Source organism: Amycolatopsis keratiniphila subsp. keratiniphila (assembly GCF_001620365.2).
GTDB lineage: Bacteria > Actinomycetota > Actinomycetes > Mycobacteriales > Pseudonocardiaceae > Amycolatopsis > Amycolatopsis keratiniphila.
In genome coordinates, this window is sequence record NZ_LQMT02000012.1 from 202,060 (window position 1) to 226,011 (window position 23,952).

The following is a 23,952-nucleotide window of genomic DNA, read 5'->3' on the forward strand; positions in this document are numbered from 1 at the left end:
TAGCGCTTGAAAGCGGGTCAGGACTGCTGCTTGTCCCGCCACTCGATCCAGGACCGCAGCTTGTCCAGGTTGTAGTCGGGCCCGCCGGTCGCCACGGTGAACAGCGAGACACCCAGCTCCAGCAGCTTCGGGCCCAGCTCCTCGGGCTCACCGTCGACGGCGACCGAACGCTCGATCTCCTTCGGGTCGCGCCCGACGTCGGCGCAGTGCTGGTCGAGGATCTTGACCTTGCGCTCCACCACCTCCGGGTCGCCGAAGCCGTGCCAGATGTCGGCGTGCTTCGCGACCAGGCGCAGTGTCTTCTTCTCGCCGCCGCCACCGATCAGCACCGGGATCTTCCGGGTCGGCGCCGGGTTCAGCTTGCCGAACCGGCTCTCGATACGCGGGAGCGCCTCGGCCAGATCGTCGAGCCTGCCGCCCGCGGTGCCGAACTCGTAGCCGTATTCGTCGTAGTCCTTCTCGAACCAGCCGGAGCCGATGCCGAGGATCAGCCGTCCGTCGGAGATGTGGTCGACGGTGCGGGCCATGTCGGCGAGCAGCTCGGGATTGCGGTAGCTGTTGCACGTCACCAGCGCGCCGATCTCGACCCGCGACGTCGATTCCGCCCAGGCGCCCAGCATGGTCCAGCACTCGTAGTGCAGTCCTTCGGGCTCGCCGTAGAGCGGGTAGAAGTGGTCCCAGTTGAAGACGATGTCCACACCGAGCTCTTCGGCCTCCGAAGCCGCCCGGCGGATCGCCTTGTATTCGGCGTGCTGGGGCTGAAGCTGGACGCCGATCCGGATCTTCCTGTTCGAAGCAGAGGTCATGACCGCAGCCTAAGCCTGGAGTTGCTCCACGTGCTCGCCAGCAGCCTCGGCAGAGCGACCCCCAGCCGACGGCGGCGGGGGACGACCGCGCGGGTGTTCAGCACGTCGTACCCGAGGGCCACGATCTCGTCGAGGATGCCTTTGTAGAGCACGAGCGCGGTCCGCACGCATTCGCGGGATTCCGCGCGCAGCAACGGGATGCCCGCTTCGGCGCGGCGGTACACGGCGCGGTTGCGCGCCACCGCGACGGCGAGCGCGCGCCGGACGCGACGATCGGGCAGGCCGCGGGCGCGGGAGAATTCGAGCAGCTCGCGGTCGACGCCGAACGCGGCCAATTCGTCGGTCGGCAGGTACAGCCGCCCACGGTCGAGGTCCTCGCCGACGTCGCGCAGGAAGTTGGTCAGCTGGAACGCCTCGCCCAGCGCGGCGGCACCGGGCACCGCCTCCTCGGCCGGGACGACCGTGCCGAAGATCGGCAGCATCTGCAGGCCGATCACCTCGGCCGAACCGTGGATGTACTCCTTGAGGTCGGCGTAGGTCGCGTACTCGGTGATCTTGAGGTCCATCGCCATGGACCGCAGGAACGCGTCGAACAGGCCGCGGTCGAGGTCGTGGCGCCGCACGGTGTCGGCGAGCGCGGTCAGCACCGGATCGGCGGGCGTGCCGCCCTCGAAGACCCGCGCGACCATGGCGGCGACCTCGTCCAGCGCGACCGCGGGATCGGTGCCGGGGGCGGGATTGTCGACCACTTCGTCCGCCATCCGAGCGAAGCCGTACAGCGCGTGCGCGAACGGCCGCGTCCGCGACGGCAGCAGCCGGGTCGCGAGGAAGAAGGTGCGGCCGTAGTGCGCGTTGATGCGGCGGCATTCGGTGTACGCGGCCCGCAACGCCGGCTCGGTGATGCCCGCGGCGTCGAGTTCGCTCATCGGCCGGTGACCCTTCCCGCCGCGAGCCTGCCGGAGATCACCACCGGCGGGATGCCGACGCCCGGCGTGGTCCCGCAGCCGGCCAGGACGACGTTGTCCACCGCCCGCATCAGGTTCCCCGGCCGGAACGGGCCGGTCTGGGCGAAGGTGTGCGCGAGCGAGAACGGCGTGCCCGCGGTGAGCCCGCGTTCCGCCCAGCCCGCGGGGGTGATCATCTCGTCGACGGAGAAGTCGTCGGCGAAACCGGTGAGGCCGCGGTTTTCCAGCGTGCGCAGGAGTTCCGCGCGATACGCGGGGCCGACGCGGTCCCAGTCGATCTTGCCGCGGCCGAGGTTCGGCGCGGGGGCCAGTACCGAGATCACCTGGTCGCCGCCGGGGGCGAGGGCCGGTTCGGTCGCCGTCGGCCGGGTCACCAGCAGCGAGGGATCGCTCATCAGCTTGCCTTCGCGGATGATCTCGGAGAACGTCTTCTCCCAGGCGCGGCCGAAGAAGATCGTGTGGTGGCCCAGATCCGGCCACGACTTCGGCGCGTGCCCGTGCAGGACGACGGCCGACGGCGAGTACCGCAGCGGCAGCGGACGCCGGGGACGGGCGCCGAGCAGCCGGTACGCGGTGCCGAGTTCGGTCGCGAGAACCACCGTGTCGCAAGGAATCCGCTCACCCGTGCGGGTCCGCACCGCGCGCACCCGCGAGGAAACCCTTTCCAGCCAAGCGGCTTCGGTGCCGAAGCGCAGCTCCGCGCCGGCGCGTTCGGCCGCGTTCGCCATCGCCCGCGCGATCTCGCCCATGCCGCCCGACGGGTAGTAGACCCCGCCGACGGTGTCCATGTAGGAGATGACGCCGTACGCGCCGATCGCGCGCGCCGGATCGAGTCCCGCGTAGAGCGCCTGGAAGGAGAACAGCCGGCGCACCCGGTCGTCGCGCAGGAAACCGCCGATCTTCGGGCCGAGCCGTCCGAAACCGCCCAGTACGGCCAGTTTCGCCAGCTCCGGGCGCACGAGATCGAGCGGCGAATCGAAGTTCGCGCCGATGAAGTGGTCCTTCTGCGCCGCGTACAGCTCGGTCAGCCAGCGGCGAAGCCGCCGGTAGCCCTCGGCCTCGGCCGGACCGGCGGCTTCGCGGATCTCGGCCTCCATCGCCGCCGCCTCGGTGTGCACGGCGATCGTGCTGCCGTCGGCGAACCTCGCGCGATAGGCCGGGTCGAGCCGGGTCAGCGTCAGGTTGTCCGCCAGGGACTCGCCGACGGCGGAAAAGGCTTCGTCGAGCAGCTCGGGCATGGTCAGCACGCTGGCGCCGGTGTCGACGGTGTTGCCGCCGAAATCCGCCTGTCCGGCTCGGCCACCGGGGGTCTTGTCCTGCTCCAGCAAGGTCACCCGGCGTCCGGCGCCGAGCAGGTGCAGCGCCGCCGACAGCCCGGCGAGCCCGCCACCGATCACCACCACGTGGTCACTCGGACCGGTGACAGTGCGCATCAGTACGTCCGCTGGGTCGCCTTGACGACCAGTCCGGTCAGCGCGGCGGGAGCGGGTTCGGCCAGGTGGGCGCGGTCGAGCGCGGCCATCGCGGAGTCGGTGAGCTCGTCGATACGGCGTTCCACCGCGTCGACGGCGCCCACGTCCTGCAGCGCCTCACGCACGGTCTCGACGGCGTCTTCGGACAGGTGCGCATCGCCGATGGCGTCGGAGATGACCTTCGCCGCCGCGTCCTTGCCCTGTTCGGCCGCGCGCTGGAGACCCAGCGCGACCAGCAGCGTCCGCTTGCCCTCACGCAGGTCGTCGCCCGCGGGTTTGCCGGTGACCGACGGGTCGCCGAACACGCCGAGCAGGTCGTCCCGCAACTGGAACGCCACGCCGACCTCGTCGCCGAACTCGCGCAGCGTCGCGATCAGCGCCTCGTCGGCACCGCCGAGCGCGGCACCGAGGTGCAGCGGGCGCTGGACGGTGTACGCGGCCGTCTTGAGCTTGCAGATGTGCAGCGCCGCCTCGGGGGAGGCGTCGCCGGTGGCCTGGGTGCGGACGTCGAGGTACTGACCGGCGAGCACCTCGGTGCGCATCGCGCGCCACGCCGGCCGCGCCGCCGCGAGGGCCGCGGGCGGGAGCGGGGCCTCGCCGAACATGTCGTCGGCCCAGGCCAGCGCGAGGTCGCCGACCAGGACGGCGGTCGCGAGCCCGAACGTGCTCGGCGAACCCAGCCAGCCGCTGTCGGCGTGCAGTTTCGCGCCCGCGATGTGCACCGTCGGCGAACCGCGGCGCGAATCGGAGGAGTCGATGAGGTCGTCGTGGATCAGCGCGCACGCCTGGATCAGCTCCAGGCTCGCCACCGCCTGCAGCACGCCTTCGACGTCCGGCCCGCCCGGGTCGCCGCCCGCGCCGCGCCAGCCCCACCAGGCGAACGTCGGGCGCAGGCGTTTGCCGCCGCCCAGCACGAAACCGGCCAGCGCGTCGATCCCGGCCCCGACCGTCGGCTCGGTGCGGCGGATTTCGGCACCGGCGCGCTCGAGGAACCCGGCCAGCGCCCGCTCGACGTGGGCGGGCAGATCGGCGTCGTAGGCGGACGTGTCCATGAGCACATCCTCCGGGAAGGATGTCGTCGTGACCCAGTCGGGTGCCTTCGAATGTGGCGAACGAGACGTCAGCCGCGGGTCTTGTCGTAGTGCCGCTTCGCCCGCGCCCGGTTCCCGCAGTCCGACGAACTGCACCAGCGCCGCGACCGGTTGCGCGTGTGGTCGGTGAAGATCCAGCCGCAGCCGGGGCCCTCGCACTCCCGGATCCGCTCCAGCTCCCCGGACCGGAGCAGCTCTTCGGCCGCCAGGGCGAGGAAGTGCGGCAACGCGGTGCCGTCGACCAGCGGCACCGTCCACCGCAGTGGCAGGGACGGCGCGAGTTCGGCGTGCCGGTACGCCGCCAGCAACGGTTTGCGCAACGCCGTGACGTCCGGCGGATCCGACACCAGCACGCGGTACAGCGTCTCGCGGAAGTCCTTCACCACATCGAGGACGGCCTCGGAGATCTCCAGCCGCTCGGTGCCCGCGCCGACCAGGACGACCCACTCGGACAGCCGTTCCGGGGCCGAAAGCCGGTCTTCCCGCCGGGCCGGATCGCGCCGCCAGGAAACGGTGTTGACCAGGTCCAACGGCACGCTCCCGCCGATGCTGTCGTACCCGTCCCAATGGCCGTCCACGCGTCCTCCTAATGGTCAAAACGAGTTTAGCTTGTTAGGGTCGAACCATGACAACGCTCCGGCGCAACTATCTGGCCGGCGCCCGTGTCGGGCTCGGACTGGGTGTCGCGACCTTCGTCCTCGGTGTCACCTTCGGCGCGTACAGCCAGACCCTCGGCTGGGGGATCGCCGCCCCGATCGTCGCTTCGATCGTGGTGTTCTCCGGCTCGGCCCAGTTCGCGATGGCCACCGCGCTCGCGGGCGGCGGCAACCTCGCGGTCGCGGTCGGCGCCGCGGCCCTGATCAACGCCCGGTTCCTGCCGATGGGCGCCGCCGTCGCCGCCGACCTGCGCGGCGGACGCCTGCGGCGCGCGTGGGAAGGCCAAGCCGTCGTCGACGGTTCGTGGGTGGCCGCACACCTCGGCGAAGGGCGCTTCGACCGCGAGAAACTCATCGGCTGCACGCTCGTCCAGCTGCCCGCGTGGGTGCTGGGGACGGTGCTCGGGGTCCTGGCCGCGCCGCCACCGGACGTCGTCTCGCGGTTCGGGCTCGACGTCGTGTTCCCCGGCTTCTTCCTGGTCCTGCTCATCGACGAACTGCGCCGTTCGCGCCAGGCGGTGCTGACCGCGGCGCTCGCCGCCTGCCTCGCCGGGATCCTGGTGCTGTTCGTCCCGGTCGGGCTCGCGCTGATCGGCGCTTCGGCCGCCGCGCTGCTCGGACTGGGGGTGCGGCGATGACGCTCTGGCTCGCGATCGTCCTGGTGGCGCTGGTCAGCATCGGGTTCAAGGCGGCGGGGCCGGTCCTGCTCGGCGACCGGACGCTGCCGCCGCGGCTCGCGGGGGTGATCGCGTTGCTCGCGCCCGCGCTGCTGGCCGGGCTCGTGCTCACGGACGTGACCGGTCCGGCCTGGTCCGGGCTCGACTGGACGCTCTGCGCCGGACTCGCCGCGATCGCGGTGACCTACGTGCTGCGCGTGCCGGTGCTCGCCGCGATCCTCTGCGGGGTGGTCGTCACGGCCGTGCTGCGGTTCCTCGTCTAACGCCAGAACGGGCCGCTCAGCCCGGCCTGTTCGAAGTACGCGGCCGCGGCGGCCGGGTCCCGGCGGGTGTAGCCGTGGTCGAGCCTGCCGTCGTACCAGCCGGCCGCGAGCCGCCACAGCGTCGCCAGATCCATGACGTAACCCTTGTCCTGCCCCGTTTCCGCCAGCCATTCGTCCACACAGGACTCGCCGCAGAACAGGCGCTGGTTGGCGCAGGTGTGCACGACGTCGTCCCACATCCGCGCCACAGGGACCAGGAAGTGCGCGACCAGGTCACCCTTCGGCGGGGTCCGGTCGTTCACCATCAGCGCCTCGGGTTCGCCGCAGCCGCGGCAGCGGGTCGACACCAGCACCTCGGGCTCGGCCTTGACCAGATGCGGGATCGCGAACGCGTCCCACGCGCAGCCGCCCCACCACAACGTGCGCTCGCCCATCACCGAGAACCCGAGCGGGATCGCCGCGAACGGATGCGCCAGCACGACGTGCTCGCATTCGTCGAGCACGAGATGCCGCCGCTCCGCGAGCCGGTGCAAGGCCTGTTTCGCCACCGCGAGCGAGCCGTGGGCGGCGTCGGCCAGTTCCGGCGCCGTCGGCGGCCTCCCGTGCTCGGCGAACGCGCGGTAGACCGCCACGCGGACGTCCTCATCCCAGCTGGTGTCGGTTTCGGCGCTCATGGCGGCTCCCTGTGCTCACCACCGAGTCTCCCCAGCCGGGCACCGCTCGGCAACCGCTCGTACGTGGCTCAGATCGCACGTCCATAGCCTGAGAGGGGGCTCCCGACCAGCGGACAATCCCCCCTAACATGGCCGTATGACGTCGGTGGTCGAGCGGTTGCAGGGTGATGGACCCGTGTTCTCCATCGAGTTCTTCCCGCCCCGGGACGCGGCCGACGAGGCCGTGCTGTGGAAGTCGATCCGGGAACTCGAGCCGCTGGACCCGGCGTACATGTCGATCACCTACGGCGCCGGCGGCTCCAGCCGGGACGGCACGATCCGCAGCATCGCCCGCGTCGCCACCGAAACCACGCTCGTGCCGATGGCGCACCTCACCGCCGTCAATCACTCGGTGGCGGAACTGCGCAACGTCATCGGCTGGTACGCCGCCGTCGGCGTGCGGAACATCCTCGCGCTGCGTGGCGACCCGCCGGGCGACGTCTACGGCGACTGGGTCCCGCATCCGGACGGGCTGAACTACGCCGAGGAGCTCGTCGAACTGGTGCGTTCGCTCGGCGACTTCTGCGTCGGCGTCTCGGCCTTCCCCTATGGCCACCCGCGGTCGGCGAACCTCGAAGCCGACACCGAGTACCTCGTGCGCAAGCTCCGCGCGGGCGCGGATTTCGCGATCGCGCAGCTGTTCTTCGAGCCGGAGGACTTCCTCCGCCTGCGTGACCGGGTGGCGGCCACCGGCTGTGAGGCCCTGGTCATCCCCGGCATCATGCCGCTGACCACGCCGCGGACGCTGCACACGTCCATCAAGCTGTCCGGCGCGCCCGCGCCGCGGCGGCTGCTGGACCGGCTGGAGCCGCTGGCCGACGACCCGAAGGCCTTCCGCGCCGCAGGTATCGACGCGGTGACCGAACTGGGCGAACGGCTCATCGCCGAAGGCGTCCCCGACCTGCACTTCTACACGTTCAACCGGTCCAAGGCCACGCGTGAAGTGGTCAGCAGGCTCGGGCTGGTCCCCGCCCGGGCGTAACTCCGTACCGAAGTCGCCTTCGATCCCGGTAGCGTGCCGGTCATGGCTTCAACCGCGCGAAGTGTGCACGAGATCTGTGACCGGTACGTCGACGAGTACGCCGCGGCCGACCCGGTCGCCGCGACGACTTTCGGTATCTCCGGATACGACGACCAGCTGACCGACTATTCGCCCGCCGGGCACGCGGCCAGGGCCGCGATCGCCACGCGCGCACTGGCCGAGATCACCGCGGCCGAACCGGTCGACGACGGTGAACGCGCGGCCAAGGCCGTGTTCATCGAGCGGATCGCGCTGAATCTCGAGATCCACGAAGCCGGCCTCGACCTCGCGGCGCTGAACGTGATCGAAAGCCCCGTGCAGGAACTGCGCATGGTCTTCGACTACATGCCCACCGAGACCGCGGAGGACTGGGCGACGATCGCCGCTCGGATGGCGAGGGTGCCCGAAGCACTCGACGGCCTCCGTACTTCGCTGCTCGCGGCCGCCGACGCGGGCCGGGTGTCGGCGTTGCGGCAGGTCGGCAAGGTCGCCGAACAGGCCGAAACCTGGGCCGGGCTGAAGGACGAGACCGGTTTCTTCGAGACCCTCGTCTCCGACGCGAAGGACGTCGACGACAAGCTCCGCACCGAACTCGGCCAGGCCGCTCACGCCGCCCAGGAGGCGTACGCGGAGTTCGCCGGGTTCCTCCGCGCCGAGCTCGCCCCGCTGGCACCGGTCAAGGACGCCGTCGGCGCCGAGGTCTACCAGCTGTGGTCCCGGGTGTTCACCGGCGCCACCCTCGACCTGGACGAGGCCTACGCCTGGGGCTGGGCCGAGTTCACCCGCCTCGAAACGGAGATGCGCGAGGTCGCCGGCCGGATCAAGCCCGGCGCCACCCTCGCCGAGGCGGCCGCCGCCCTCGACGCCGATCCCAAGTACCTCGTCCGCGGCCGGGCGGAATTCCAGGCCTGGATGCAGAACCTGTCCGACAACGCGCTGAAGTCGTTGCGCGGCAAGCACTTCGACATCTCCGACCGGGTGATGGCGCTGGAGTGCAAGATCGCCCCGCCCGGCGGCACCGTCGGCGCGTACTACACCGGCCCGAGCGAGGACTTCTCCCGCCCCGGCCGCATGTGGTGGTCGCTGCCGCAGGGCCGGGACGAGTTCACCACCTGGCGCGAGGTCAGCACCGTCTACCACGAGGGCGCGCCGGGTCACCATCTGCAGATCGCGACCGCGGTCGACCAGTCGGAGTCGCTGAACAAGTACCAGCGGCTGCTCGCGTTCACCTCCGGGCACGCCGAGGGCTGGGCGCTGTACTCCGAGCGGCTCATGGAGGACCTCGGGTTCCTCACCGACGACGGCGAACTGTTCGGCATGCTGTCCGAGCAGCTGTTCCGCGCCGCGCGGGTGATCGTCGACATCGGCATGCACCTGGAACTGGAGATCCCGGCGGGCACCGGTTTCCACGAGGGTGAGCGGTGGACGCCCGAGCTGGGCCTGGAGTTCATGCTCACCCGGACCGTCACCGACCCGGCCCACGTGCACGACGAGATCGACCGCTACCTGGGCTGGCCGGGGCAGGCGCCGTCGTACAAGCTCGGCGAACGGCTCTGGCTCACCGCCCGCGAGGAGGCCCGCGCGCGGCAGGGCGACGCGTTCGACATCAAGCAGTTCCACACGCGGGCGCTGGCGCTCGGCGGGATGGGGCTGGACACGCTGCGGGAGATGCTGGCCGCCCTGGACTGACCCCGGCCCGTGCCAGGAACGGTCCTTTCCTTGCGAAATTTGCAAGGAAAGGACCGTTCATTGCATCCGGAGGGGCCCTCCGCGTGCCGTAATTCACGTGCCCCCGCTACGGCGAGCTTGATACGTTCCCTCCCGTGCACCGGATCTTTCTCGTCACCCCACCGCCCGCCTCCTGAGCGGGGTGTCTCCGGCCGCGCGGCGTTCCAGCCGCCCGGCCGATCCGTGCTGCACTGAAGCACCCCGCGTCGTCGACGTCCTTTCCGACAGACACAGACGCAGGAGCGTTTCCCCATGTCCGTTGCCGTACCCACGCGCGCCCGATCGTCGGCCGCGCTCGTCCTCGCCGGAGTCCTCTGGGGGACCGGCGGCCTCGCCGGATCCCTGCTCGCCTCCCGCGCGGGACTGCATCCCCTGAGCGTCGCCGCGTACCGGCTGCTCATCGGCGGCGTGATCGCCACCGGCTATCTCTGGCTCACTGGAGGCCTTCGCGGCTTTCCCCGCACGCCCCAGGTCCGCCGTCGCCTCCTGGCGGTCGGCGGCTTGTTCGCCCTCTTCCAGACCAGCTACTTCGCCTCGGTCTCGCTGAGTTCGGTGAGCGTCGCGACGATGACCACCATCGGCAGCGCGCCCGTCCTGCTCGCCGTCGCGACGGCCGTCAAGACCCGCCGCCTTCCCGGAGCGTGGACGGCGGTGTCCGTGGCCGGGTCCCTCGTCGGGCTCGCGCTGCTGCAGTGGACGCCCGGCCAGGAGGTCGACGTCGCCGGAGTGCTGTTCGCCCTGCTCGCCGCGGCCGGGTTCGCCGCGCTGACACTGGTGACCGCGACCCGTGTCGAAGGCCTCGATCCCTTGCCCACCACGGCTTTCGGCTGCCTGATCGGCGGTGCGGCGCTCACTCCCGCCGCCTTGTGGTTCGGGATGGCCGTGCCGCTTCAGGCCGACGTGCTCGCGCTCGTCGTCTACTTCGGCGTCGTGCCCACGGCGCTGGCGTACGCCGCGTACTTCCGCGGCCTCGAAAGCGCGCATCCCGTACTGGCGGCGTTGTCCGCCCTGCTCGAACCGCTGACCGCCGCGCTGCTGTCCATGGCCGTGCTCGGGGATCGGCTCGGCGCCGTGGGCTGGTGCGGCGCGGTGGTGCTCATCGCCGCGCTCGCCGTCGCCTATTCGAAACCCTAGAGCGGCAGCGTCCGGCCGAGGATCGCGAAGGGCCGCGGATCCCCGGCGAAGTGGTAGTCCCGCAGCACATCGACGAATCCGACGCGCCGGTACAGGTTCCAGGCCCGGCTGGTGCCTTCCGGCGTGGAAAGGAGGACATGCGCGCTGGGCACGCCGTCGAGCAGCCGTCGCAGGAGGTCCTCGCCGATCCGCTTCCCCTGGCTTTCGGGGCTGACGTGGATCTCGGTGAGCTCGAAGTAGTCGGACATCCAGTGCTCGGCGGCGGCCTGGCCCTCACGCCGGGTCAGGCCGTGGCGGACCTGTTCGTGCCACCACTGGCCGCCGCGGCCCTTGTAGCCGTAGGCGAGCCCGAGCAGGACGCCGTCCGCGTCGAGCGCGGCCATGCAGCGCCAGCCTTCGCGCAGCGCGTGCGTGAGCCACATCGGCGCGCGTTGCTCGGCCGTGCCTTCGGGATATCGCATGGCGTTGACGTAGATGGTCAGCGCCTCGGGGAGCCGGGCGCGGAACTCGTCCGCGGACAGCTGGACGTAGCGGGTGCATTCCGAGGACATCGCGGTCACGGGCGCCCATCCTGCCCGTCGCCCGCGACGTCCGCGGGAGTGCCCCCGGTCAGCGCGACGAGGCCGTCGAACGTCGTGGGGTACACCGACTTCGGATGCCCGGCGGCCGCCCAGACGACCTCGTGGGCGCGTAACGCGGTGTCGACCAGGGTGGTCAACGCCTTCGGGTGACCGACCGGGGCGACGCCGCCGATCGGCTGCCCGGTGTGCGCGCGGACGAAATCCGCGTCCGCCTTGCCGATCTCGTCGGCGCCGGTCAGCGAAGCGAGGAGGCCCGTGTCGGCGCGGTGCGCGCCGGAGGTCAGGGTGAGCAGGGCCTTTTCGGCGTCGCCGGTGCGGCTTCGGAAGACGAGGCTGTTCGCGATCGCGCCGACCTCGACACCGAGCGCTTCGGCGGCCTGGGCGGCCGTGCGGACTTCGGCGGGGAGGATCCGGATCCCGTCCGCCGCGGCCTGCTGGCCCGCCTCGGCGAGCGCGGCCGCGACCTTGGCCACCGAGGGATGGTCGATGGTGCTCATACGCCTATGAGATCACGTGGCCGATGCCGTGTCCCGCACCACATGCGGCGATCACCCCGCTACAGGGTTGAAGAAGTGGGCACTTCAGGGTTACATTGGACTTGTTCGAACAGACGTTCGACATTCGGTGAGCGCGCACCGGTAGGTGCCCGGCGCGGGGGCGGGGGAAGCGCCTCGGCGCCGGGCACCGGCCGTCGCTCACGTACAGGAGGAGGGTCGTCATGTCCGTTTCGGTCGTGTCCCCCGACGAAGCCGAGAGGCCGGGGGGCACCGCGCAGCCCGCCCTGCCCATGTCGTTGCGCCCGCCGGCACCACCCGCGGCGGTCTCCTTGTACGCACAGGCGAGGCGGGGGCTCGCCGAAGCAGAGCGGGAAAGCGATCCCGCGGAGCGGTTCATCGGGGCCTATCTCGCCGCGCTGCGGGGCGCCGCGGCGGTACTGGAGGCCCGCGGCCGTCCGCACCGGGGCCGTGCCCGGCCGGCGAGCGGCTGGGTGCTGCTCGACTCCGTCGCGCCCGAGCTGAAGGAATGGGCGGCGTTCTTCGCGGCCAACTCGGCGACGCGGGCCGCCGCGCAGGCGGGTATCACCGGCAAGGTCACCGTCGAATTGGCGGACGAGCTGACGCGGGCCGCCACGGTGTTCCTGGAACTGGTGCGACGGGTGGTGCACGGGCTGCCGATGGGTGATTCGGCGTATGTGGCCTGAGCGGCCGGGGAGAGGGGGTGCCCGATGGCCGGGCAGGCCATGATCGACCAGGGCAGGTTCCTGGAGGTGATCGGCGCCGAAACCGAGCTGATGGCTCAGGTGGCGCACACCGCGTCCGCCGACGCGCCGGTCCCGACCTGCCCCGGCTGGACACTCGGTGAGGTCCTCCGGCACGTGGGCAGCGTGTACCGGGTCACCCGCCGCTGGATCACCGACGGGCGGCGTCCCGAGCACTGGCAGCGCAAACCGGGGCCGGGGCAGGGCCTGGAGGAGTACTTCCGCGAGGGCCGGGACGAGCTCGTCGCCGAACTGTCCGCGCACGATCCGGACGAACTGGCGCCGACCTGGTGGCCCGCGGACCGCAGTTACGGGTTCTGGCGGCGCCGGATGGCGCACGAGACGACGATCCACCGGATCGACGCGGAAAGCGCGGCCGGCCGGGAGGTCTCGGAGATCCCCGAAGACGTGGCGGTCGACGGGATCGACGAGGCCCTGGTGCTGTGGTTCGGCCAGCGGCTGCCGTTGCTCGGATTGTCCGGCACCAAGACCGGATCGGTCGGTGTCCGCACCGCGGGCCACGCCTGGATCGCCAGGGCCGGGCCCTCGGAGACGGTCGCCTGGCGGTGCTCGGCCGAGGAAGCCCAGCGTGCGGACGATCTGATCACCGGGAAGCCGGACAAGATCTACCGCTGGCTCTGGGGCCGGGCGGGTCCGACGGCGGTGACGGTCAGCGGAGACCAGGACATGGCGGGACAACTCTGGGCCCTTCTGCGGCTCGCGACCCGATGACCGGTCGGTGGGGAAGCCAAACCGGTCAGAGTCGGTCGACGGAGCTGAAGATGTGCCTGCAGAGCGACCGAACACGTGAACCCCCGGCTGCCGTTGATCGCGGGTTCACCTACGGCAGGGAAAGTGTCGGTGGTGCCGTCTAGGTTCGCCGGTGTGGTGGCACAACTGGTGAACCTGGTCTTCGACTCGGCCCTTCCCAGAGATCTGGCGGGTTTCTGGGAAGGGCTGTTCAGCTGGGACGCCCCGTTCGAGCCGGCGTTCCGTTCCGAGGCGGGCCCGAAACGGGGCAAGAACCGGTTGCATCTGGATCTGGCGAGCCGCTCGCCCGGGCACCAGGCCGAGTTGGTGGACCGTGCGCTGTCCCTCGGCGCACGGCACATTGACATCGGTCAGGGGCCGCCGGAGGAGAAGCGGGTGCCGTGGGTGGTGCTCGCGGACCCCGAGGGCAACGAGTTCTGCGTCCTCAATCCCCGCGAGCGGTACCAGGGCACGGGCGCGGTCGCGTCGGTCGTCACCGACGCGATCGACCCGGAGCGGCTCGCGCGGTTCTGGGCGGCCGCACTGGGCTGGGAGATCGGTGTACGGGACAAGGCGATCGTCGGTCTGCGGCCATCGGACGGTCGCGGCCCGTGGGTGGAGTTCCTCCGCACGAAAGAGGAGAAGCGGCACCCGAACCGGCAGCGGTTCGAGATCGCGCCACGGCGGGGTGGAAGCCGGGCGGCCGAGGTCCGGCGCCTGAGGGAGCTGGGCGCGACAGGGCGGAACGGCGACTTGATGGTGGATCCGGAGGGCAACGAGTTCAGCGTGCTCCCGCCCCGCTGAGTGTTTCGCCCCCGTTGCGCGGCGGCGTCGAACGCTGACCTGAGCGAAACACCCGCGCCGTGGGCAGGCAACAACCGGCCGGGACCGTTGACGTCATGGAGACCTATCGAGCCCGCCCCACCCTGGTCCATCCCGGCGAAGAGACGGCGGCCGCTTCGGCCTGGCGTGTCCGGATCCGCGTGGACGACCGGCCAGGCACGCTGGCCAGGATCGCGATCCGGCTGGCCGACCTCGAGTGCAACATCCTCGGGCTGTCGGTGCTGCCGGTGCCCGGCGGCGTGCTCGACGAGATCGTCCTGCGTCCGGCCACCGGCCTGCCGCGGCAGCTGCTCATCGACGCGATCCGCGACGAAGGATGCGAATGCTCCGCGGTCGTCGACGCGGACCTGGCGGAACTGGTCGATCCGGCCACCGCGACGCTCACCGCGGCCAAACGAGCCGTCGAGGAACCAGGTGGCCTCGCGGAGGTGCTGCGCGGCATCCTGGCGGCCGACGTCGTCACGAAGGTCCCCTCGATCGAGTCGAACCCGGCTCGTACGGAAGGCGGGCACCGCGCGGTCTTCCCCGCGGGGGACGGCGCCGCGTTCGTCGCCCGCCGGCGGTGGTCGCCGTTCGTCGAGCTGGAACTCAGCCGTGCCGTCGCGCTGACCGGCCTGGTCGCCGCCGTCCGCGACAACGTGACCGGTCCGATCGTGCTCGACCGGGCCGACGGCGCCGCCATCGTCCTGCGCAAGGGTGTCCCCGGTGACGCGGAAGCGGTGTCCGCGCTGCACCAGAGATGCTCGATGACGACGCTCTTCCACCGCTATCACACCGGAATGCGTGCCGTGCCACGTCGCTGGCTGCACCGGCTCCTGATGCCGCCGCGCGGGATCAGCCTGCTCGCGGTCTGCGGCCGCGACGTGATCGGCCTCGGTCAGCTGATCCCGTCGGCCGACGGCGGCGCGGCCGAAGTCTCGCTCCTGGTCGAGGATTCCTGGCAGCGCCAAGGCATCGGCACGGCTTTGCTGACCCGGCTCGCCACACTCGCCACGGCCAAGGGAGAGCGCGAACTCACCGCCGTCTGCCTGCCTGGCGACGATTCCCTGTACCGCACCGCCGTCCGCGTGGGGCTCCGCCCCGAACGCGTCGCCGGCGACTCCGGCACCCTGCGCTTCACGCTCCCCGACCCCCGCGTTTAGTCCTCTGGATACGGAGGACTAAACGCGGTTCCAGAACCAGTCTTTGCCCCGGGCCTCGCCCAGCGCGCGCTTCTTGCGCTCGGGTGTGAGCCGCTCCAGGTACAGCTTGCCGTCGAGGTGATCGGTCTCGTGCTGCAGGCACTGGGCGAGCACGTCGACACCCTCGACCTCGACCGGCTCGTTGCGCAGGTCGACACCGCGCACAACGGCGTGCTTCGCGCGCACGACCGGGAACCACAGCTCCGGAACCGAGAGGCAGCCCTCGCCGATCTCGTGTGTCTCCTCGGACAGTTCGACGATCTCCGGGTTGATCACGTACCCGCTCAGCCCGCCGACGTCGTAGCTGAACACCCGCAGCCCGACCCCGATCTGCGGCGCCGCGAGCCCGGCGCGCCCGGCCGGTTTCACCCCGTCCATCAGATCGGTCACCAGCGACTCGATCTTCTTGTCGAAGGTCGTGACCGGGTCGCATACGGTCTTGAGCACGGGATCCCCGAAATAGCGCAGGTCGCGCATCACCATGTTCGAACGTCCTTTTCCGCAGGCCTGAGCGGTGATTCTAGGCCCGCAGGCGCAGACCCTTGGGAGTCGCCCGGAATCCCGCCTCCTGGAGGACGGCCGAAAGCTCCGAGGTGAGCGCCACCTCGCCGTCGGCCTTCTGCACCGCGAGCTGCCCGAGCCAGCCCTCCCGCACCGCCGTGGACAGCGCCCGCGCGGCCGACCGCAACGTCTCCTGATCCTCGGTGAAGCTCAGCAGCGACCGGCCGCCGCGTTCGACGTACATCGCCGGGACACCGTCCACGAGCACCGCCAGCGCGCCCGCTTTCCTTGCCGGACGGTGCTTCGTGTCACCCGTCGCGGCAGGCCACGGCAACGCCGCACCGTAAGGCTGGGCCGGATCCGCGGCGGCGAGTACGACGGCGCCTTCGGTGGTCGTGCGCTGATTCCCGGATTGCGCGCGCAGCCTGTCGACGGCGCCCTTCGCCGCGAACTGCGCCGCGCCGAGCCCTTCGACCACGTACCCCCGGACGACCTGGCCCGAATCCTCCATCCCGCGCAAAACCTTGTAGATCCCGGAAAAGCCGCCCGTCACGCGCTCGGTGTCGAGAGCTCCGCGGGTGAGGACGCCGTGCCGCTCCAGGAAGGCCTCGGTCCGCGCGTGCGCGCGCCTGGTCGGATCCGGTTCGCGAGCGGGGGTCAGGGCCCAGCGTCCCGCGACCGTCGGCGGCCCGGTGCGCGAAGGCATCGCCGGGCGCCCTGCCCGAAGCCGCGCGTACCGCCCGCGAGGAGCCTGCCGCCGTGGTTTGTGCGCCGCGCCGGAACCGGAGACCTGTGCCCGCAGCGGGCCCAGCGTGTCCCCGGTGACCAGCCCGGCCCACACGAGATCCCACAGCGCCGCCACGACTTCGCCGTCGTTGGGCGGGGTCTCGACCAACGGCGACGCCCGGTCCACGAGCTGGCGGAAGAACTGCGCGCCACCCTCCAAAGTGGACAGAATGGCTTCGTGGAGCGGACCGGACGGCAGATCGTCGTCGAGATCCGGCAACAGCAGATCGGCGACGTCCGTGGGTGCGAGCGCCAGCCAGCCGTCCCCACCGGACAGGGAACCGCAGCCGCACCAGGTGACCTCGCCCGCCGTGGTGAGCTCGTCCAGCAGCGAGGGGGTGTAGCCGGGCAGCCTGCTCGGCAGGATCAGCGACTCGACCGCACTCGCCGGGAGCGGGGCGCCGGCCAGTTGCTCGACCACGGACAGCACGTCGTCCGCCGTCGGCGCCGACCGCACCCGTGCGCCGATGCCATGCCACGACGGCAGGAAACGGCCCAGCGCCGCCGGTTCGACCGGCTCGACCTCGGCCCGCAGCCGGGCCAGCGACGCCCGCCGGAGCCTGCGCAGCACCGACGCGTCGCAGAACTCGATGCCGACGCCGTGGGTCTCCGGATGCCCGACCGGGCTCAGCTCGCCCCGGACCAGCCTGCCCTGCGCGGTCAGCCTGTCCAGCACGCCGGTGACCACGGCCGTCCCGAGCCCGAACCGCTCGGCGGCCTGACGGGCGCTGAACGGGCCACGGCTTCGCGAATAGCGGGAAAGCAGATCTCCGACCGGATCCTCGACCGGTTCGGTGAACGCCTCCGGCACGCCGACCGGCAGCGCGGTGCCCAGCGCGTCCCGCACCCGGCCCGCGTCCTCGATGGCGATGAACCGCTCACCGCCACCGATGCGGACCCGGATCACCCGCCTGGCGGCTTCCAGCTCCTCCAGCCATTCCCGCTGGATACCGCGCGCGGCGGCCTCCTCGATCGAGAGATCACCGAGGAACCGCAACAGATCCGCGGCGTCCTCGGCGTTGCGGGCGTGCCTGTCCGGGTCGAGGCGTTGCAGGGAGCGCTCGACCTCGGCGACGACCTCGGCGTCCAGCAGTTCCCGGATCGCCTCGGTGCCGAGCAGTTCGGCGAGCAGTGTCGAATCCAGCGCCAGCGCCGCCGCGCGCCGTTCCGCGAGCGGGGCGTCCGTCTCGTACAGGAACATCCCGACGTAGCCGAAGAGCAGGCTGCGCGCGAACGGGGACGCGGACGGCGTCTCGACCTCGACCAGCTTGACCTTCCGCGACCGGACGTCGGTCATCAGTTCGCGCAGCCCGCCGACGTCGTACACGTCCTGCAGCACTTCCCGCATCGCTTCGAGCACCACGGGGAACCGCTCGTACTTGGCCGCGACCGAAAGCAGCTGGGACGCGCGCTGCCGTTGCTGCCACAGCGGGGTGCGGCGGCGCGGATCCCGGCGGGGGAGCAGCAGCGACCGCGCCGCGCATTCCCGGAACCGTGCGGCGAACAGCGCGGAGCCACCGACCTCGGCGACGATCAGCTGCTCGACCTCCTCCGGATCGAGCAGCACGTCTTCGACTCCGATGGTGACCTCGGCGCCGTCCATGTCCAGCGCCTCGGGCAGCCGCAGCACGATGCCGTCGTCGGAATGCGCCACCTGGGCGTCGACCCCGCGGTTCTCCCGCAACCGGGCCGCGATCGCGAGCGCCCACGGCGCGTTGACCTGCGCGCCGAACGGCGAGTGCAGGATGACGCGCCAGTCGCCCAGCTCGTCGCGGAACCGTTCCAGGAGCACGGTTTTGTCGTTCGGCACATGGCGGGTGGCCGACTTCTGCTCTTCGAGGTACGCCAGCAGGTTGTCGCACGCGTACTCGTCCAGCCCGGCGACGGCGGCGCGTTCCCTGGCCGCCGACGGCTCCGAAGTGGACAGTTCACGGACGAACGCGCCCAGCGCCCGCCCCAGTTCCAGCGGACGGCCGGGGGCGTCGCCCTTCCAGAACGGCATCCGGGCGGGCTCACCCGGCGCGGGGACCACGATCACCCGGTCATGGGTGATGTCGGTGACCCGCCAGGAAGAGGTGCCGAGCAGGATCGTGTCCCCGACGCGGGACTCGTAGACCATCTCCTCGTCGAGCTCGCCCACCCGCGACCCGGGTTTGTCGTCGCCGCCCGGCGTCATGACGGTGAACAGGCCGCGATCGGGGATCGTGCCGCCCGACGTCACCGCCAGCCGCTGCGAACCCGGGCGGCCGTGCAGCTCGCCGGTGACCCTGTCCCAGGTGATCCGGGCGCGCAGCTCGCCGAACTCCTCGCTGGGGTACCGGCCGGCGAGCATGTCGAGCACGGCCAGCAACGCGTCGTCCGGCAGGGACGCGAACGGCGCCGCGCGACGGGCCAGGGCGGCCAGTTCGTCGACCGTCCACGATTCGAGCGCCACCATCGCCACGACCTGCTGCGCGAGCACGTCCAGCGGATTCCGCGGATACCGCACCGCCTCGATCGCCCCGGACGCCATCCGCTCCGCCACCACCGCGCAGGAGACGAGGTCGCCCCGGAACTTCGGGAACATCACCCCGCTCGACACCGCGCCGACCTGGTGCCCGGCCCGGCCGACCCGCTGCAGCCCCGAGGCGACCGTCGGCGGTGCCTCGATCTGTACGACGAGATCGACCGCGCCCATGTCGATGCCCAGTTCCAAAGAGGACGTCGCCACGACGCACGCCAGCCGCCCGGACTTGAGCTCCTCTTCCACGTGGGTGCGCTGCTCACGCGACATCGAGCCGTGGTGGGCCCGCGCGATCACCGGCGCCGCGCCCGTGGTGAGCCCGGACTGGCCGATCGCCTCGGCCGGATACCGCTGATCCGGCTCCAGCTCGCTCTGTTCCGCGACGAGTTCGTTGAGCCGGGCCGTCATCCGCTCGGTGAGCCGCCGCGAGTTGGCGAACACGATCGTCGACCGGTGCGCCTGGATCAGTTCGAGGACCCGCTCCTCCACCGCGGGCCAGATCGACGGCCGCCGCGGCGCGCCGTCGATGTCCTCCAGCGAGCCGGGCAAACGCGCGAGGCCCGCGTCGAGGTCTTCGTTCTGCTTCGGCCCCTGAGGACCGTCGAGATTGGACATGTCCTCGACAGGGACCTCGACGCGGACCTCGATCGTCTTCGCGAGCTTCGGCTGGACGATGGTGACCGGTCTGCCGCCCGCCAGGAACGAGGCGACCTCGTCGATCGGCCGGACCGTCGCCGACAGCCCGATCCGCTGGGCTGGCTTTTCCAGAAGGGCGTCGAGCCGCTCCAGGGACAAGGCCAGATGCGCGCCGCGTTTGCCGCCCGCGACCGCGTGCACCTCGTCGATGATCACCGTCTCCACGCCGCGCAGCGAATCGCGGGCGGAGGAGGTGAGGATCAGGAAGAGCGACTCCGGCGTGGTGACCAGCACGTCCGGCGGGGTCTTGCCGAACGAGCGCCGCTCGGCGGCCGTGGTGTCGCCCGTGCGCATGCCGACGCCGATGTCCGGCACCGGCAAGCCCAGCCGTCGCGACGCCTGCGAGATGCCCGCCAGCGGCGCCCGCAGGTTGCGCTGGACGTCGACCGCCAGCGCCTTCAGCGGCGAGACGTAGAGGACGCGGCAGCGTTTCCGCGGCTCGGACGGCGGCGGCTCGACCGACAGCCTGTCCAGCGCCCAGAGGAAGGCCGACAGCGTCTTGCCCGAGCCCGTCGGGGCCACGACCAGCGCGTGTTCCCCGGCGTGCGCGGCACGCCACGCCCCTTCCTGCGCGCGGGTGGGCGCGGCGAAGGCCCCGGTGAACCAGTCCCTGGTCGCGGGGGAGAAGAGGTCGAGTACGTCTGCCACGCCCTCCATAGTGCGCCGGACCACCGACAGTTTCGCTCCGAGGGCTGTGACGAGGCACCCGGTCGGGACGAGATCGGCGGGTTCCGCACGTGCGGTGACCTCGCTCATGGGAGCATCACGGCCAGCGCGGCCGGATCGGTACTTGGGGCGGTCGCCGTTCGTCTGTGAAGGGGTATGAGCTGTGCGGATCCTGTCGGTGGACCTCGGGACTTCCAACACCGTGGCCGTCCTATCGGCGCACGGGAGGCCGCCGCGGGTGGTCGAGGTCGACGGTTCGGCCAACATGCCGTCCGCGGTGTTCGCCACCGAGGACGGCACGATCATGGTCGGCCGCGACGCCGAACGCCGGGCCCGGCTCGACCCGACCCGCTTCGAGCCCAACCCCAAACGCCGTATCGACGAGCAGACGCTCCTGCTGGGCACGGACGTCATCCCGGTCACCGAGGTGCTGGCCGCGATCCTGCGCCGCGTCCTCGACGAGACCACCCGCCAGCTCGGCGGCGAACTGCCCGACGAGGTCCGGCTCACCCACCCCGCGCAGTGGGGGCAGACCCGCCGCAACGTGCTGCTGTCCGCCGCCCGGCTCGCCGGGATGGGCGGCAACATCGTGCTCGTCCCCGAGCCGGTCGCCGCGGCCGCGCATTTCGCGTCGTTCCCCGGCAAGACGCTCGCGCCGGGCCAGGCGCTCGCCGTGTACGACCTCGGCGCCGGCACCTTCGACGTCGCCATCGTCGGCGCCACCCCGAACGGCGGCTTCACCGTCGTCGCCGAAGACGGCCTTCCCGACCTCGGTGGTCTCGACGTCGACCAGGCGCTGCTGGTGCACGTCGGCCGCGAGGTCTCGCACCGGGACCCTCAGCGCTGGCAGCGGGTCCTGCGGCCCGAGTCCACTCCGGACCGTCGTACGCGGCGCGCGCTGCAGGAGGACGTGAAGGCGGCGAAGGAAGCCCTTTCGCGGCACCCGCAGACCGAGGTCCCGATGCCGGAGCCGTTCGAGGACGTCCTCGTCACGCGAGGCGAACTCGAAGCGCTGGTGCGGCCGTCGATGCTGCGCAGTGTCGAGCTGATGTCGCGGGTGGTCCGCTCGGCCGGGATGACCCCGGACCGGCTCGCCGGTATCTACCTCGTCGGCGGTTCGAGCCGTCTCCCGCTGGTCGGCAGCCTGATCGCGGAGAAGCTCGGCGTCGTCCCCGGCAGCCTCGACCAGCCCGAGACCGCGGTCGCGCTCGGCGCCCAGCACGTCGCTTCCGACGGCATCAGCTCGCGTACACAGGGCGTCGAAGGGCAGGTCGCGGCGGGAACCGGGGCGCATCAGGTCGGCCCCGGCGCGACGGGCCCGTACGCGCCGCCGCAGCAGGTCGCGTCGATCCCCGGCTACTCGGGCGGGGCCCCCGGCCAGTCCGGCGGTTTCCCTCAGTCGGGTTATCCGAACAGCGGCCCGCAGCCGGCGCAGCAGCCCGCGCCGACGAATTTCCCGACGTACTCCCTCGCCGGGCAGACCACCGCCGAGAAGGCGCCCGCGAGCAAGAAGAAGCCGCTCGTCATCGGCGCCATCGTGGCCGTCGTCGTGCTGCTCGCCGCCGGGCTCACGTTCTTCCTGACGTCCTCTTCGTCGACGACCTACACGGCCGACGAGTGCAAGGTGCCCGGCGCGGCCGACGACAAGGGCCTCACCGGCTGCCTTCGCCAGCTCGCGGGGAAGATCGCCGACACCGGGGACTGCAAACCCGGCATGGGCAACGGGCCGGCGAAACCGGCGGAAGACCTCGGCGTGACGTCGACCTGCTCCGCGCCGGGCCGCGCCGGGACCCAGGTGACCTATCTGCAGAGCGACTCGGCGGAGAAGCTCAAGGCCTACACCGACGGACTGCTCAAAGCGGCCGGCGGGGACCGCACCGAGGCCAAATGGGGCGGCAACGCGCTGGAAGGCCAGTACTCCTCGGCCGCCGGGCGGAACGCCGCCGTGCTGGTGTTCACCGTGACCGACCGGCCGCTGGTCGGCTTCATCTACCAGGTGCCCGCCGAAGGACAGACCCCGACGCCTGGTGAGCTGGCCGATTACTTCGAGAAGAGCGTCCAGCCGGGCGAGTAGCCCTTTTCGCGCGTGAAGGCCCCCTTCCCTCGGCTCAGCCGCGTGAAGGGGGCCTTCACGCGTTTCCCGCCTGGTGCCCGGGCTAGACTCCGCCCGATGCGTATCACGGTCTTCCGGCGGCTGATGGCCGACGAATTCGGTCCCGGACGTGCGGAAACCCTCTCCAGGGATCACGTCTTCGGCGAACTCGGGGGCCGGACCGTCGAACAAGCCCTCGACGCGGGAACCTCGGCCAAGGACGTCTGGCGGGCGGTCTGCGACGCCTTCGAGATCCCACCCGAGCGGCGCTGACCTCGAAGAACGGGCAAGAACCCTAGCGCAACGGCGTGTCGGCGACGGCCTCGAACACACGTTCGTCTATGGTGTTGTCCACAACGGGGTCAGCGATCCACAGCTTGGGCGCGAGGCCTGGAATTGTCGGTGGTCGCCCGTAGCGTCGGACCCGACAGCTCAGAACTGAATCAAGCCCTACCCGGCTCAACCAACGAGGTGGACTCCATGGCACCAGCAGCACCCGACAAGGACAAGGCGCTCGAACTGGCCCTCGCCCAGATCGACAAGCAGTACGGCAAGGGCTCGGTCATGCGCCTCGGCGAAGAGGGCCGCGCGCCGATCGAGGTCATCCCCACCGGCGCCATCGCGCTCGACGTCGCGCTCGGGATCGGCGGCCTGCCCCGCGGCCGCGTCATCGAGATCTACGGTCCGGAGTCCTCCGGTAAGACCACCGTCGCCCTGCACGCGGTCGCCAACGCGCAGAAGAACGGCGGCATCGCCGCGTTCATCGACGCGGAGCACGCGCTGGACCCGGAGTACGCCAAGAAGCTCGGCGTCGACACCGACGCGCTGCTGGTCTCCCAGCCGGACACCGGTGAGCAGGCGCTCGAGATCGCGGACATGCTGATCCGTTCGGGCGCGCTCGACATCCTGGTCATCGACTCGGTCGCCGCGCTCGTGCCGCGCGCCGAGATCGAGGGCGAGATGGGTGACAACCACGTCGGTCTGCAGGCCCGCCTGATGAGCCAGGCGCTGCGGAAGATGACCGGTGCGATGAACAACTCCGGCACCACCGCGATCTTCATCAACCAGCTGCGCGAGAAGATCGGCGTCATGTTCGGCTCCCCGGAGACCACGACCGGTGGTAAGGCGCTGAAGTTCTACGCGTCGGTCCGCCTGGACGTCCGCCGGATCGAGACGCTGAAGGACGGCGGCGAGCCCGTCGGCAACCGCACCCGCGTCAAGGTCGTGAAGAACAAGGTCGCGCCGCCCTTCAAACAGGCCGAGTTCGACATCCTCTACGGCAAGGGTGTCTCCCGCGAGGGTTCGTTGATCGACATGGGTGTCGACCAGGGCATCCTGCGCAAGTCCGGCGCCTGGTACACCTACGAGGGCGACCAGCTGGGCCAGGGCAAGGAGAACGCCCGCAAGTTCCTGCTGGACAACCCGGACATCGCCAACGAGATCGAGAAGCGCATCAAGGAGAAGCTCGGCATCGGTGCCGCCGTCGACGCCGAAGCCGCCCCCGCGCCGGTCGACTTCTGAGTTCCTCACAGCCCCGCCAGGGGTGAAGTCACCGATCGACCGTTTCGA

General features: G+C 71.2%; 22 protein-coding genes. 12 read left to right on the forward strand and 10 right to left on the reverse strand.

Features of this window, described 5'->3' with window-relative positions:
• Window positions 1–17: 17 nt before the first annotated feature.
• The 5 genes from AVR91_RS12600 to AVR91_RS12620 form a co-directional block, all read right to left on the reverse strand.
• Window positions 18–806 (reverse strand): LLM class F420-dependent oxidoreductase, encoded by a 789-nt coding sequence (locus AVR91_RS12600; RefSeq protein WP_063273784.1) that lies wholly within the window; start codon window positions 804–806, stop codon window positions 18–20.
• Complete coding sequence (locus tag AVR91_RS12605; RefSeq protein WP_063273785.1) at window positions 803–1,732, reverse strand: phytoene/squalene synthase family protein; 930 nt, start codon at window positions 1,730–1,732, stop codon at window positions 803–805. Before AVR91_RS12605 ends, AVR91_RS12600 begins: the two co-directional genes overlap by 4 nt.
• Entirely contained in the window at window positions 1,729–3,204 is a 1,476-nt protein-coding gene (gene crtI, locus AVR91_RS12610; protein ID WP_063273786.1) for a phytoene desaturase family protein, read from the reverse strand. The genes AVR91_RS12605 and crtI overlap by 4 nt, the downstream gene beginning before the upstream one ends.
• Entirely contained in the window at window positions 3,204–4,295 is a 1,092-nt protein-coding gene (locus AVR91_RS12615) for a polyprenyl synthetase family protein (protein ID WP_063273787.1), read from the reverse strand. The genes crtI and AVR91_RS12615 overlap by 1 nt, the downstream gene beginning before the upstream one ends.
• A gap of 68 nt (window positions 4,296–4,363) precedes the next feature.
• Window positions 4,364–4,912: a CGNR zinc finger domain-containing protein gene (locus tag AVR91_RS12620; RefSeq protein WP_063273788.1), complete on the reverse strand. Its 549-nt coding sequence runs from the start codon at window positions 4,910–4,912 to the stop codon at window positions 4,364–4,366.
• Between the two features lie 47 nt (window positions 4,913–4,959).
• Between AVR91_RS12620 and AVR91_RS12625 the strand changes: the two genes are divergently transcribed.
• Complete coding sequence (locus tag AVR91_RS12625; RefSeq protein ID WP_063273789.1) at window positions 4,960–5,628, forward strand: AzlC family ABC transporter permease; 669 nt, start codon at window positions 4,960–4,962, stop codon at window positions 5,626–5,628.
• A complete protein-coding gene (locus tag AVR91_RS12630) occupies window positions 5,625–5,930 on the forward strand; it encodes an AzlD domain-containing protein (protein ID WP_037343224.1) in 306 nt (101 codons plus the stop codon). Before AVR91_RS12625 ends, AVR91_RS12630 begins: the two co-directional genes overlap by 4 nt.
• Here the strand turns inward: AVR91_RS12630 and merB are convergent.
• Entirely contained in the window at window positions 5,927–6,604 is a 678-nt protein-coding gene (gene merB, locus AVR91_RS12635; protein WP_063273790.1) for an organomercurial lyase, read from the reverse strand. The two genes, AVR91_RS12630 and merB, sit on opposite strands and share 4 nt — an antisense overlap.
• 136 nt (window positions 6,605–6,740) lie before the next feature.
• Between merB and AVR91_RS12640 the strand changes: the two genes are divergently transcribed.
• From AVR91_RS12640 to AVR91_RS12650, 3 genes are all read left to right on the forward strand, one after another.
• The gene (locus tag AVR91_RS12640; RefSeq protein ID WP_037343226.1) at window positions 6,741–7,625 is read left to right on the forward strand and encodes a methylenetetrahydrofolate reductase; all 885 of its coding nucleotides are present in this window, start codon (window positions 6,741–6,743) and stop codon (window positions 7,623–7,625) included.
• A 42-nt stretch (window positions 7,626–7,667) separates the two neighbouring features.
• Window positions 7,668–9,353, forward strand: coding sequence for a DUF885 domain-containing protein (locus AVR91_RS12645; protein ID WP_063273791.1), 1,686 nt, complete (start codon window positions 7,668–7,670; stop codon window positions 9,351–9,353).
• 291 nt (window positions 9,354–9,644) lie between these two features.
• On the forward strand, window positions 9,645–10,526 hold the full coding sequence (locus tag AVR91_RS12650; RefSeq protein WP_063273792.1) for a DMT family transporter: 882 nt from the start codon (window positions 9,645–9,647) through the stop codon (window positions 10,524–10,526).
• Here AVR91_RS12650 and AVR91_RS12655 read toward each other — a convergent pair.
• A complete protein-coding gene (locus AVR91_RS12655) occupies window positions 10,523–11,086 on the reverse strand; it encodes a GNAT family N-acetyltransferase (RefSeq protein ID WP_016332697.1) in 564 nt (187 codons plus the stop codon). The two genes, AVR91_RS12650 and AVR91_RS12655, sit on opposite strands and share 4 nt — an antisense overlap.
• Window positions 11,083–11,604 carry a YbaK/EbsC family protein gene (locus AVR91_RS12660; RefSeq protein ID WP_063273793.1) on the reverse strand — a complete coding sequence of 174 codons (522 nt, stop codon included), beginning with the start codon at window positions 11,602–11,604 and terminating at the stop codon, window positions 11,083–11,085. The genes AVR91_RS12655 and AVR91_RS12660 overlap by 4 nt, the downstream gene beginning before the upstream one ends.
• 221 nt (window positions 11,605–11,825) lie before the next feature.
• On the opposite strand from AVR91_RS12660, the gene AVR91_RS12665 reads away from it, so the two are divergent.
• The 4 genes from AVR91_RS12665 (at window position 11,826) to AVR91_RS12680 (ending at window position 15,100) form a co-directional block, all read left to right on the forward strand.
• On the forward strand, window positions 11,826–12,308 hold the full coding sequence (locus tag AVR91_RS12665) for an SAV_6107 family HEPN domain-containing protein (protein ID WP_016332699.1): 483 nt from the start codon (window positions 11,826–11,828) through the stop codon (window positions 12,306–12,308).
• A 24-nt stretch (window positions 12,309–12,332) separates the two neighbouring features.
• Window positions 12,333–13,097, forward strand: coding sequence for a maleylpyruvate isomerase family mycothiol-dependent enzyme (locus AVR91_RS12670; RefSeq protein WP_063273794.1), 765 nt, complete (start codon window positions 12,333–12,335; stop codon window positions 13,095–13,097).
• Window positions 13,098–13,250: 153 nt separating this feature from the next.
• The gene (locus AVR91_RS12675) at window positions 13,251–13,919 is read left to right on the forward strand and encodes a VOC family protein (protein WP_063273795.1); all 669 of its coding nucleotides are present in this window, start codon (window positions 13,251–13,253) and stop codon (window positions 13,917–13,919) included.
• Window positions 13,920–14,014: 95 nt separating this feature from the next.
• Window positions 14,015–15,100, forward strand: a complete 1,086-nt coding sequence (locus tag AVR91_RS12680) for a GNAT family N-acetyltransferase (RefSeq protein WP_063273796.1) — start codon at window positions 14,015–14,017, stop codon at window positions 15,098–15,100.
• An 18-nt stretch (window positions 15,101–15,118) separates the two neighbouring features.
• On the opposite strand, the gene def is transcribed toward AVR91_RS12680, so the two are convergent.
• Complete coding sequence (gene def, locus AVR91_RS12685; protein ID WP_063272634.1) at window positions 15,119–15,622, reverse strand: peptide deformylase; 504 nt, start codon at window positions 15,620–15,622, stop codon at window positions 15,119–15,121.
• A 37-nt stretch (window positions 15,623–15,659) separates the two neighbouring features.
• On the reverse strand, window positions 15,660–20,282 hold the full coding sequence (locus tag AVR91_RS12690; protein ID WP_211282705.1) for an ATP-dependent helicase: 4,623 nt from the start codon (window positions 20,280–20,282) through the stop codon (window positions 15,660–15,662).
• Window positions 20,283–20,454: 172 nt separating this feature from the next.
• Between AVR91_RS12690 and AVR91_RS12695 the strand changes: the two genes are divergently transcribed.
• From AVR91_RS12695 to recA, 3 genes are all read left to right on the forward strand, one after another.
• Complete coding sequence (locus AVR91_RS12695) at window positions 20,455–22,365, forward strand: Hsp70 family protein (protein ID WP_063272633.1); 1,911 nt, start codon at window positions 20,455–20,457, stop codon at window positions 22,363–22,365.
• A gap of 96 nt (window positions 22,366–22,461) precedes the next feature.
• Entirely contained in the window at window positions 22,462–22,656 is a 195-nt protein-coding gene (locus AVR91_RS12700; RefSeq protein WP_016332706.1) for a DUF3046 domain-containing protein, read from the forward strand.
• A gap of 207 nt (window positions 22,657–22,863) precedes the next feature.
• Window positions 22,864–23,904, forward strand: a complete 1,041-nt coding sequence (gene recA, locus AVR91_RS12705) for a recombinase RecA (protein ID WP_005164741.1) — start codon at window positions 22,864–22,866, stop codon at window positions 23,902–23,904.
• Window positions 23,905–23,952: the final 48 nt, after the last annotated feature.